8 protein-coding genes and 1 pseudogene are annotated in these 11,410 nt (G+C 65.9%); 6 read left to right on the top strand and 3 right to left on the bottom strand.

All coding sequences use genetic code 11. The annotated features are described in order from the left end of the window. The coding region (locus VIU94_RS10070) for a transposase (protein WP_331909819.1) at positions 1–177 on the top strand (177 nt) is incomplete at its 5' end. Positions 178–185: 8 nt separating this feature from the next. Here VIU94_RS10070 and VIU94_RS10065 read toward each other — a convergent pair. Next, positions 186–551 carry a hypothetical protein gene (locus VIU94_RS10065; protein WP_331909817.1) on the bottom strand — a complete coding sequence of 122 codons (366 nt, stop codon included), beginning with the start codon at positions 549–551 and terminating at the stop codon, positions 186–188. A gap of 187 nt (positions 552–738) precedes the next feature. Here VIU94_RS10065 and VIU94_RS44885 point away from each other — a divergent pair. Then, a protein-coding gene (locus tag VIU94_RS44885; RefSeq protein ID WP_422664588.1) for an IS630 family transposase occupies positions 739–1,799 on the top strand; the annotation gives its coding sequence in 2 pieces (ribosomal slippage) (positions 739–1,216 and positions 1,216–1,799; 1,062 coding nt in all). A 95-nt stretch (positions 1,800–1,894) separates the two neighbouring features. Further along, positions 1,895–2,482, top strand: a complete 588-nt coding sequence (locus tag VIU94_RS10050; RefSeq protein WP_331909811.1) for a hypothetical protein — start codon at positions 1,895–1,897, stop codon at positions 2,480–2,482. A gap of 832 nt (positions 2,483–3,314) precedes the next feature. On the opposite strand, the gene VIU94_RS10045 is transcribed toward VIU94_RS10050, so the two are convergent. Both VIU94_RS10045 and VIU94_RS10040 read right to left on the bottom strand, forming a co-directional pair. Beyond that, positions 3,315–6,116 (bottom strand): P-loop NTPase fold protein, encoded by a 2,802-nt coding sequence (locus tag VIU94_RS10045; protein WP_331909809.1) that lies wholly within the window; start codon positions 6,114–6,116, stop codon positions 3,315–3,317. Positions 6,117–6,990: 874 nt separating this feature from the next. Beyond that, positions 6,991–7,605, bottom strand: coding sequence for an ATP-binding protein (locus VIU94_RS10040; protein ID WP_331909807.1), 615 nt, complete (start codon positions 7,603–7,605; stop codon positions 6,991–6,993). On the opposite strand from VIU94_RS10040, the pseudogene VIU94_RS10035 reads away from it, so the two are divergent. The 3 genes and pseudogenes from VIU94_RS10035 to VIU94_RS10025 all read left to right on the top strand — a co-directional run. Further along, positions 7,577–8,096 (top strand): annotated as a pseudogene (locus VIU94_RS10035) (transposase); the annotation flags it as partial. The gene VIU94_RS10040 and the pseudogene VIU94_RS10035 sit on opposite strands and share 29 nt — an antisense overlap. A 354-nt stretch (positions 8,097–8,450) precedes the next feature. After that, on the top strand, positions 8,451–8,984 hold the full coding sequence (locus VIU94_RS10030; RefSeq protein ID WP_331909803.1) for a GNAT family N-acetyltransferase: 534 nt from the start codon (positions 8,451–8,453) through the stop codon (positions 8,982–8,984). A 1,499-nt stretch (positions 8,985–10,483) separates the two neighbouring features. Continuing rightward, positions 10,484–11,410, top strand: a 927-nt coding sequence (locus tag VIU94_RS10025; RefSeq protein WP_331909801.1) for a pyridoxal-phosphate dependent enzyme, incomplete at its 3' end; no start/stop codon positions are given.

Here is an 11,410-nt window from a genome sequence, read left to right as displayed (position 1 = left end):
GAGTCCAGCCAACGTCTCGGCCGCCGAAGGTGGGTGATCGAGCGGACGATGTCGTGGCTGACCGGCTACCGCAGACTCAACCACCGCTACGAACGACACCCCCGTAACTACCTCGCCTTTCTCGGGCTCGCCGCAGCCCTGCGCTGCTACAAACGCCTCGTCCGGCTCACCACATAGGACACGGTCTAAGCGCAGATGCGCTTGAAGGCACTCGCACCCGGCCTGGCACGGAACTTCACCTCATGCCCAGCATCGTCGGTGAAGACGGCCTCCGTCTCGGACTCCAAGGTCATCGTGCCGCGCTGGGTGGGGTTGTCCCACCCTTCGGGCGGGTTCCCCGAGCCATCGGAGAGTGGGGTCTCCGCTTCGAAGTACGTCGAGCCGATACGGGCCTCGTCGATTCCGCAATGCGTATAGAGGTCGAAGGGAATCGTCCGGCCGGACGGTGTCGCCCGGACGGGCTCTGCGCCCTCGTCGGCCTTGGCACAGCCCGTGAGCATCCCAGCAACCAGCGCGAGGGCGAAGATGATTTGTCCAGCTCTCTCAGCCATGGCCTTTCGACGTTCAGGCCAAGTCGGCGGTTCCGCACCTCACGGCTGTAAGCCACGCGGAGGGCGTCGTGCAGCGACGCCCATCGGCTCGGCTGGTCCGACGGCCGACGCCGCCATCTAGAGATCTTTAACTGTGCGGGTTACTTGGGGGCGTGACAACTGTCGTGGGCCGCGCTATGCCGGGTGGATGAGGTACCCCGATGGCGGTGGATTGACGGCCGAGGAGCGGGCTCGGCGTGAGCAAGTCCGGCTTGCAGCCGCTGACTTGATCGAGGTCGGGGCCAGTGACCGGGAGGTTGCCCGACGGTTCCGGGTGACCCGAATGTCGGCGAATCGCTGGCGGCGGGCGTTGGCTTCGGGTGGTCGGCAGGTCCTGGCCTCCAAGGGACCCGGCAGCGCCCGCTGCAAGCTCGCCTCGAAACAACCCCGCGTTCTGGAGGCGGTGTTGGATGCCAGCCCGGCCGCCTCTGGCTGGAGTGACCAGTGCTGGACGCTGGCGAGGATCGCCGAGGTGGTGCGCCGCCGGTTCGGCGTCGAGTACACCCTGGCCGGGCTGGGCCTGCTGCTGCATCGCATCGGCTGGAGCGGGCAGGTCCCCTCCCGCAAGGCCACCGAGCGGGACGAAGCGAAGATCGCCGCCTGGAAGGACAAGCAGTGGCCCGTCACAAAAAGAGGGCGGCGGACTTGGGCGCCTGGCTCTGCTTCGAGGACGAAGCCGGCCAGGGCCTGAGGCCGCCCAAGGGCCGCACCTTGGGCCGCCGGGGCCACACCCCCGTGGTGCGGGTCACCGCCGCGGGCAGCAAACGTGTGTCGATGGCGGCGCTGATCTGCACCAAAGCCGGCCACCGGCCAGGGCTGATCTACCGCATCCACCTCGACCGTGGTCCCACCAAGGGCCGTCGCAAGGGCTATATTGAGACTAGCTACGCCCGGCTGCCGGATGCCGCGCACCAGCAGCTCGGCGGACCCATCGTTCTGGTCTGGGACAACTTGAACACGCACGTCAGCCGCGCTATGCGCGAGCTGATCGCCGCCCGATTATGGCTGACCGTCTACCAGCTGCCGCCGTACGCTCCCGAGCTCAACCCCGTCGAGGGCGTGTGGTCGCACCTGAAGAGATCGCTGGCCAACCTCACCAAACAGAACATCGACCAGCTCACCACGTTGGTGAAGACGCGGCTGAAACGGATGCAGCACCGCCCCCGCCTCATTGGGGGTCTCATCGCCAAGACCGGGCTCGACCCGTAGCCCACCCGTCACGTTTGCCATGCCTACCCTGCCCGCAACTGTAGTCATGCGAAACTCAGTGACTGGTTCACAGGCACACGCCATCATCGTGGGTCATGGACTTGTCTGGCATTGCGGCAATCTGTGCCCTAGCAGCTATCCCGGTATCGGTACTCGTCGCTCACTGGCAGAAGCGGGCTGCCCTGGAGCAGGCTGAGACCGCCCACCGAACGGCACTGGCACAGGCAGAAGCAGCACATCGGAACTCTCTGGAAGCAGCAGAGAAGGCCCATCAGCAGGCACTGGAGATGCTGGCTCGCCAGAACGAGCGCGAGGTCAGCCACTGGAGCCGTGAAGCGAGGTATGCCGCGTACGGGCTGTTTCAGAACGCATTGGCGCGTGCGCGTCTCGCGTTCCTGGCTGAACCGGTCGACGAGATGGAGGCGCTACTCGCCCGAGAGGAGGTTCATCAGATGTACCACCAAGTGGTGATGGTGGCGAGTGACAGGGTAGCGGAGTTGGTGAAGCAGTTAGTTACTCCTATCCGTTTCTGGATGGGCGCCGCCAACCCCCGCGAACGGTGGGATGAGCAGGTGGCACCGTTGCGTCGAGAACTCGATGAAGCGATCAGGGAAGAACTGCAGTCCGAGCCCGAGTGGTACAGGTCTTGCCGTGGAAATCCTTGGACACGCGACGAGCCGTGAAGCCGTTCGCCTTTTTGTAGCCATGAATGCACCGGACGGAAGAAGATGCAGTACTGGCCGACCTCCTCGGAAATCTCGTTGCCGAAACCAAACTCGACCTCCAACCGCCGTAACCTCAGCCGTTAAAGTCTCTAGCCTGGTCCCGGGCCCTGCCATTACCAGCGGTAGGCCGCTCAACAAAGACTGAGATCACGATCTACAGCTGGAGTACTAGTGCCTCCAGGCTCGGCCGCGTCGCTCTTGGTCACTCGCCAATGGCCTCTATCTGCTCCCAGTCTGTGGGAGTACCCGGACCTCCATAGGGCTCGACGTACTGGAAAAGCGTGCCATCCGCGGGACCTCTGGGAGAGGCGACGCCGAACCATACGGCATCGCATTCATGACAGACCCAGAGTCGACGACCGTCTTTGATCAGCCGGAATAACGACGTGTCGCCAACATTGCAGCGACTGCAGAGCCACCGAAGGACCCCTCCCACGCGGGTCACGCGCCAGCGCAACTATCGCAGAAAGCCCAAGAACCCTGGACCCGAGCCAGGTCTTCCGCGGTCAGGGAGACAGGCCCCAGCTCGGCCGCTTCCCGCGGCGACCTTCCGGCCAAGCGGCTTCCCCGTCGCCCAATTGAGGGCCCTTGCCGATTCCGGCCAGGGCGGCGTCGCTCAGGCCGCTGCCATGTCCTCCTCGCTCCGAGCGGGTGTGCGCAGCAGCGTGTGCAGTCAGCGTCTGCTGGCGTCGCGTCCTGCGGCATAACTCGACCCAGCAAGAAGGCCCATACCCCTCCGTGTTCGCGGGGGATGGGCCTCCTCCGCCTCACTGTGCGCTCGAACCTGCGCTTAGCGACAGGCGGCTACCGTGCAGGGCTGGGTACGGGGAGCTGGGATGATCGCTGGTTGCAGGGTGCTGGTGAGGGGGCGCAGCCTCCATGCTGCACGCGCTGAGTCGATCATTGGACGTGCGCTGTGCGGGGATACGGTCAGTTCGAGTCTGGCTTCCGCCAGGAACTGAGGGTTTCCCGCAGCGGTGGTGTTCGCCCGGAGGCGTCGGTCCTCGAAGTCGTCAGTGTGGAAGATCTGGAGCAGTGTCAACGCGTAGTACGTGTAAGCGGAGGCTTCTGTGATCAGTTGCTGGGCGGCTTCTGGGGGCTCGATCGCGGACCCTGCCGCCGGCGACACTCCTGAGGCGGCGACGTACTCCAGAGCTGCCACGAGCTCGGTGATGGAGTGTGGGCATGCGTGATGCAGCTGGTCCATCACGACGCGGTAGGCGGACAGCCAGGCCGCGTTCTGATGAGTCCACTGCTGCTTCGCAAGGAGAGTGCGGAATCCGGCGAGCGTGTCGGTGAGTTCTTCCACGACGAGGCGGCGGGAGATCTCAGTGAGCTCTACCGCGGAAGCCTGCTGGGCCGACGAGATGTCCTCGTGCATTTCCAGCATGCGACGCCCGTAGCGAATCAGATCGCGAGGGATACCGCCGGACAGGGCGTGCGCCAGAAGCACGTAGGGCTTCGGCAGGTCTTCGGCTCGCTTGCCCATGATGGTGCGCGACTGCGCGAGGTCACCGGGACGAACATGCAGGATGTCGTCGAGCGAACTGTCAGTGGCATCGCGGTGCGGCAACCCTCGCCGGACGAACGCCGCGCCAACGTCCTCCGCCACGGAGATGAGGTAGTGCACGCGTGGCACACCGAGAATCGCCTTGATCTCGCTGAGGAAGTCGAGAGCCTTCCTGTCCGACCCGAGACGATCGAGTTCGTCGATACAGATGAGGGTGCGGCCCCCCTGCGCCCGCACTTGCTTCGCAATGTCCCCCAGCCGGGCACGCAGGTCTTCCACGAGCTGCGGGAAGTTCGGAGGCACGCTGGCGAGCGACGAAGAGTGGGCACTACCGAAGACTGCCGGCCCTGCGACACCAACGTTCAGAGCTGCCGACGTGCTCTGTGAGGTCCTGAGTTGGAACAGGTGATCACGGCATTGGTTGACCAGCTTGGGTTCGTCACGCGTGGTCCGCCAGAACCCGATCTTGAGCAGGAGCGTGCCCCCGACGGTGTAAGCGAGCCGCTGCGGGTTCTCCGAGTCCAGCAGGATCCCTCGGACATCGGCACTTCGCAGGATGACCCAGATGGCGAAGCCGAGCGAGATGACTCCGGCAAGCTTCCAGAGCCGCTCCCGAAGGTATCTGCTGGAGTTGTCGCCGCGGACGAAGGCCCCCAGGCTGAGCACGAGCAGCAGCAGCAGGAGGAGCAGTGAGAGGAATCCCCTCGTCTGAAGGTCTCCGAGGGCCGTGAAGTGGCGCCTGATGTCGGGATCGAAGGGAAGGCTCACAGCCGGCCCCAGGATCAGGCAGCAGGCAACCAGAAGGAACACGAACACAGGCCACTCCAAGAGCCTGCGCCGCCATCGTTCGGACTTGCGCATCTTCCAGAGGATCAGGCCGGCGACCGTCACAGCGAGGCCTGCTCCGATGCTGCGCCCCTGCCAGATTGCCTCAGCGTGCTTGGCGACCCAGTGTCCCGCGGTACCTGCCCAGGACTGCATGCCGTCGCTGTGCTTGTCCCACAGGGTTCTTGCAGTCTTAGCCGTACCAAGCACGATCAACACTGCCGCGGGGACTCCGAAGAACAGACTACGGCGAAGCCCTCGGAACACGTGCTGCATGCGCTTCCGGGTGCGCACGAAGCCTGACAGACGAGTCAGCTGCGGTACCTCGAACCCTTCGCGCGCGATGAATCGCTCACACAGCTTGACGAACGTCGCGATAACCAAATCGGGCGCTGTGTAGGCAGCTGGAACACGAATGGTGACGACGAAGTCCTTCTTGCCGGCGGCGTCTTGCAGCAGGGTGGTCTTGCCCACCCCTCGGGGGCCGCACACGGCGATGGTGCCGCTGTCGAGGGCAGCAAGCTTGCGTTCCAGCTGGTGGGAGGCTGCGCCAGGCACTACCCACCCGACGCTGGTCGCAGACCGCAATCCCTCGAACCGGCCTGGCAGGAGCACAGAGTGCGGATCGGCGCCCATGAGTTGCTCGATCACCTCAAGGGCTGCTCGGGGGGTGCCGTTGTCCCGAAGGTCGCGTTCCCAGGCCCTTGCTGCTCGTCGTACGTCCAGGTTGTAAAGGGGCAGGGCCAGCCCGTACCCGAGAAGTGCGAGTTGGTTCGTGAGATTCTGCTGCGACGTCGGGGCGATGACGGCGAGGCTGACGGGCACGACGCCGATGGAGGTTGCGCCAACGCTTCCTGCCATCTCGGCCCACCACGGCAGGCCCAAAGTCATCACGTAGATGAGGAAGGCGAGAGAGACGGGCACAAGGATGTGGACCAGAACTGACCGTACGTCGAAGGCCAGGACTGTCCGCAACCTCGTCAGCTCCGCGCGAGTTCGGGACATCTCGGCAAACGCTCGGCGATAGGCCGTGAGCGTCGTTGCCACGTGCCCCAAGGCCCGCCCGACCGTGTCCGGCGTCATCATCTCTGCACGTACGGCAGCCGCAGTGACACCGGGCCGGGCGTCGAAACGCCGCCGGACCTGTGGGGAGGCGAGGCTCGTCTCCACAGCCCGTTCATAGACGGCCTGTTCTGCTGAGGTGTCGCAGCTGAGTAACTGATGCGCGCCTGGTGTCGGAGGAGCGGCATTCTGCATCGATCAGTCCCTTCGCCCATGGGTGGCGGCGAGAGTGTACTGGTCAGGATGGCCGCACACCGGTGGAGATGTTGGTGCTGCCAGCGGTCGCAGGCCATCCGGAATGAAGGACCGGCACGCTGGGATCGGCCGGCGGCAAATGCGCCGTAGCAGCTGGGGCTTGTGGATGCTCAGGCTGGCCTGCCGGGGTCGGCCGAGTTCAGCGGACCCTGGCGCTCACACGTCCCAGCGTCTCGGCATCGCTGTGGTGGTAGGCGCCGAGCCGACGAGCGGCAGCGCGGTGCTCGCCATGTCGGAAGGACGGACTGCGGCAAGGAGCAGGGGTATTACGACGCAATACCGCCGCTCCTCAGCTCGCCTCCAATGCCTGCTGTTGGTGGGTCGACCTTCATTACGGCGTAATGGATGCCACCTGGCTCCCGTGGTCCAACTTGGAAGGCTCAGGAGTCGCAGCGAAGGCACCCGCGCTCACGACGATGGCCTCCGTCGGTCGTGCCGCAAAAGCGGGACGCCAGTGGGGACGCTATGCTCGCGCTATGGCAGGTCACACTGCCTTCTCGGCGGCTCCAGGCCAGCAGCCGCGGGTCATCCTCGCGCCCGCGTTGACACTGCGGCCAGGCTCACCAACCTCGCCGAGTAGAGCTAACGCAACTCTCGCTCCCGCTTCATCACCAACATTGGCGTCTGCAACATCTGCGGCCGCCGGCTGCGTGGGCTGCGCGGTGATCTAACCCAGGGACGCGCCCTCCCCCACGCACCGGCACCAGACCCCCTGTCACCGGACCACCCGTCCTCCGACACAGACCTCACCGTCCGCAGCCGTACGCGCAGGAAGATCGAAACAACGTCGCTCCGCACCTGACCGCAAGACGAATCACATGTATCCACCGGTGCCGTCATACCGGTCGTTATACGCGCGGTCTGTCGAGTCCATGTCGGTGAGGATGGAGCGCGTCAGCTTGCGGCTAAAGGCTGTCTCTTCGTGCTCGGGGTCATCGATGACTTCTTGTAGGTGGAACGTGAGTGTGGCCCAGCTGCGGAAGTTCCCGTGGCAGGCGAGGTCGTCTACCCACAAGAGGTCCTGAGGAGACACGTCGGCCCACGCGGCGTGGTAGCCAGGCATGGTGTCGACGACTTCGTCGGGACGCAGGGGTGCGTACTGCTGCCAGAGGCAGATGCAGGAGGAGAGTGCGGCGCGGCTGCGGATGCGTCGGTAGCAGTTCTCTCCGCCGACGAAGACGATGGCCAGGCGGTTGCTCTTGTCGGCCCACAGGGTGCGGACGTATTCGAGGATGTGGTTGCTGAGTCCTTGTGCTTCGTCGAGGACGATGACGTGTGGCTGGGCGGCGAGGGTGCTTCTGATCAGGCGTTCGGTGGTGCGGTGGCCTGGTTGCAGGTCGTCGGGCAGATCGAGGGCTTCGGCGAGGTCGGCCTTGAAGTCGTTGAGGGGGTGTCCGGGCGACGGCCTGAAGGGCCTGCCCGACTCCATTCAGAACATCTGGCCGCTCGCCGACATCCAGCTGTGCGTGGTCCGCAACAGTCTCAAGTACGCCTCCACCAAGCACTGGTCGCAGATCGCCGAGGAACTCCGCCAGGTCTACACCGCGGCGGCCACGGCGGACGCAGCCGAGCAGCGGTTCGCCGAGTTCGAGGCCGACTGGGGCGCCCGCTACCCCGCGCTGATCGCGGTCTGGCGCCGCAGCTGGGAACACGTCGTCATGTTCCTCCGTTTCCCGCCCAAGATTCGGAAGATCGTCTACACGACGAACATGATCGAATCCCTCAACTCGCGCTTCCGCCAGGCAACGAGGCGACGCGGGTACTTCCCGAACGAGGAAGCCGCCCTCAAGGTCCTCGTCCTCGTGATCCGGGACCGCCAGCCCAACCGGCGCAACCCCACCGGCCGGACCCACAACTGGAAGGAAGCGATCAACACCCTCGCCTGGCTTCTACGGCGACCGCATCATCGACAACCAGTAACACCCGAACGAAACCCAAGAAGCGTCACCACCAGGGCTTACACGAAAAACAAGACACTCCCCGTACACCTCGCCCCGGCGAGATCACTTCGAGTGGGCCGGTTCCAGCCTACGCGTGCAAGCTCGTCACCTGGGGGCCTGCCCGGGTGGGGCGCCCTTCGCAACCTTGCACCTCTAATGTAATAATCATTACACTAATTTGCCTGTTACGTACGAGGAGGAAGTCGTGCCTTTCGCGCACACGGCCGATGCCGTACGAGCATGGGTTCACGGTTGGTCCGCCTCGCGTGGTGCAGCCGAACCCGTGCCCTCTGCCTGGGGTTTCACCGTCGACGTGGGCCTGCCAGGACACGTCATGCGCCATGTTCTGCACTCCGCAGGAGAAGTGACCGTCCGCAAGATCACCGAGCACGCCACCACACCCGGCGTCTGGTTGAAGGCCTTCGTCTCACCGGAGACACTCGAACCCTGGCTCGCCCCCGGCTGGCACCTCGCCGGCGGACCCGGCTACCTGATGTCCGCCTCCCTACGCGTCGCCCCCACCCGCGCCCCGGGCCCAATCCCCGACGGCTACCAGCTGCACACCTGGACGCGAGCCGGCGTCACCCGCGCTCTGGTGCGCACCGCCGACGGCGCTTTTGCCGCGCGCGGCCAGATCGCCGTCACCGGCCCCACCGCCGTCGTCGACCAGGTGGAGACAGACCCGGTCCACCAGCGCCGCGGCCTGGGACGCCTGGTGATGCACAGGCTCGCTGAAGCTGCCGCAGAACAAGGGGCCACGGCAGGCGTGCTGGGCGCTACGCCAGAGGGTCGATCCCTGTACGAAATGACGGGATGGCGCGCACTGGCCCCGCTGACTGGCGCCCTGCGGGGCCCGGACCCCAATTAAGAGCTCGCGCAGATAGGCGGTGCGGGGAGCCCTGGCAGGAAGGCGGGCCAGGTCTCCGTGATCACGGAGTTGCGACGCTCTGTGATCACGTGGGAGACCTGTGAGCCGCCCGGGAACCCATCCCCCCGCCGGGCCGGATACAGACCGGCTCAGCGCCCCCAAGATCACGATCAGCGATCAGGGAGTGACGGATTGTCAGCGACGGGTGCTTTCATGGGTCGGTTGCGCAGGGAGGCGCACAAGAATCGGCGAGGGGGATGCTGCTGTGCCGTTCATCAAGGCATACACGAAGGCGGATGGAACGGTGGTCCGGGAACACTCGTGACGCCTGTCATGACAATCGCTGTGATGGCTCCGAGACCGTCACCTACTTGGGCCCGCCCCCCGTGTGGGACGCAGCATTGGAAACGCCCTGGCCGACCACGGACACTTCCGCCGGGGCGCTGCCGGTTCGATCGTTGCACGCCTGCCCTTCAGCAGCACCCTCCTCGCTCCGAGCGGAAGCCTCCCCGGTGCGGTTCGACGCGGCTCCAGGCTTCTTCCGGCGCCCATCAGGGCCGAAATCCAGGTCACCTGGACTCCACCGACCGGGGTTGGTCGACCCCCCTGGACCACAGCCGATGCTCGTGTTGTGTACCAGAACCTCGGTCTGGACGGCCACCACGTAGTACGTGTTGAGTCGGTCGACGGTTAGGTTGTAGACAGTCGTCGAGGTGGCATGACGTTGTAGCGCGGCGATCTGGATCCATGTGCCTGCACTCGTCTGCAGCCACTGACCGGCTTCGAGGTTCTTTGGCATCGACCCACATGCCAGCCTCTGGAACCCAGAACGGGTGTCCGTCGGTTGCAGTGACCGTGTTGAACGCGCCGTCTGCATCGAGCGTGACGTCGACGAGATTCTTCTGTCCATCACCCTGAATCAGGGCAGGGACGGCGCGGGGCCGGTCTCACCGGTTGAGGGTCGGTGGCCAGGACTTGATCACCGATTCGGACGTCCTTGATGGGCTTGCGCGTTCCGTCAGCCATCAGGACCGGGGTGTCAGCGCATCACGAACCAGCCACCCCGCCAACACACAACCACCACACCAACACCACCCAAACCCCACCCACCCAACCCCCACACACCCCCCAACCAGCCCACCCCCACACGACCAGAACACACCCAACCCACCCCCAAGCCCAGACACAGACAGGCCCTGTCGACGCGGGGAACATCCCCGCACACGCAAGGAAGCAGCCGGCGTTGCCGGTGACGACGACGTCGCCCCGGAGGACCATCCCCGCGGGCGCGGGGAGCAGCGACGTGCCCACGCCGGCGGAGAGTCCACCTTGGGACCATCCCCACGCGTGCAGGGAGCAGTTGAAGACGTCGCGGTCACCCTTCCCGGCGTGGGGACCTCCTTCGGTCTCGACTGACGCCTCAACGGATCGTTGAAGCCGCGCGATCCTGGGTTGCCGGAGGCGGAGACGTGACCGAGCGGGTGCTCTACCGTGCCCCCATGACGAGCCGTCCTCTGCTCCACCGGAACTGGCCGGTCCTCGCCGGTTCACTGCCGTACCTGCCGCTGGGAGACGGGCCGACACCGGTACGCCTCCTGGACGAGTTCGGCTTCCGGTCCCCGGTGTGGCTGAAGGACGAGAGCGGCTACGGCAGGGGTGGCTGGGGCGGGAACAAGGTCCGCAAGCTGGAGTGGCTCCTGCCCGAGGCGCAACGCCGAGGGGCTCGGACCATCCTCACCGTCGGCGGCCTCGGTACGAACTGGGGTCTGGCGGCGGCTCTCTACGCCCGTGAGCAGCGCCTCGACGTCGCTCTCGCGCTGATCGACCACCCGGTCGACGCGCATGTCCGGGCGCAGATGCGCCGGCTGCGCGCATCCGGCGCGGTGCTGCACTTCCCACGGACCAAGACCCGGCTGCTCCTCGCGCTGCCCTGGCTGGTCGCCCGGCATACGCACGGCTTCACCCTCCCGTACGTGCTCCCGGCCGGCGGGTCCTCGCCGCTCGGGACGCTGGGATACGTCGAGTGCGCGCTCGAGCTGGCAGATCAAGTGGCGCAGGGGCTGTTGCCCGAGCCCGGCTGGATGGTGACGGCGGTCGGGTCGGGCGGTACGGCAGCCGGTCTGGCCCTCGGTCTGCGGCTCGCGGGTCTGCGGACGCGCGTGCTGGGAATCGTCGTCAACGACACGCTGCGCCTGGACAGTGCGGCGCTCCTCGCGTTGGCGGGGAAGGCTCGAGCACTCCTGCGGTCACGCGGAGCGGACCTGCCGCAGGGCGGGCTCGGCCCCGCCGACGTCGTCACGGAGCACGGATGGCTCGGCGCCGGTTACGCTCACCCGACCGAGCCCGGAACGCGGGCACTTCGCCGCGCGGCGACGGAGGCCGGCCTGGAGCTGGAGTCGACGTACACCGCCAAGGCGCTCGCGGCG

The organism is Streptomyces sp. (assembly GCF_036566765.1).
GTDB lineage: Bacteria > Actinomycetota > Actinomycetes > Streptomycetales > Streptomycetaceae > Streptomyces.
This window is presented reverse-complemented; position numbering and strand designations above follow the sequence as displayed.

Coding starts and splice junctions, on each gene's coding strand:
- VIU94_RS10065 (WP_331909817.1), bottom strand. CDS start 551: ATGGCTGAGAGAGCTGGACAAATCATCTTCGCCCTCGCGCTGGTTGCT.
- VIU94_RS10050 (WP_331909811.1), top strand. CDS start 1,895: ATGGACTTGTCTGGCATTGCGGCAATCTGTGCCCTAGCAGCTATCCCG.
- VIU94_RS10045 (WP_331909809.1), bottom strand. CDS start 6,116: ATGCAGAATGCCGCTCCTCCGACACCAGGCGCGCATCAGTTACTCAGC.
- VIU94_RS10040 (WP_331909807.1), bottom strand. CDS start 7,605: ATGGAGTCGGGCAGGCCCTTCAGGCCGTCGCCCGGACACCCCCTCAAC.
- VIU94_RS10030 (WP_331909803.1), top strand. CDS start 8,451: ATGCGCCATGTTCTGCACTCCGCAGGAGAAGTGACCGTCCGCAAGATC.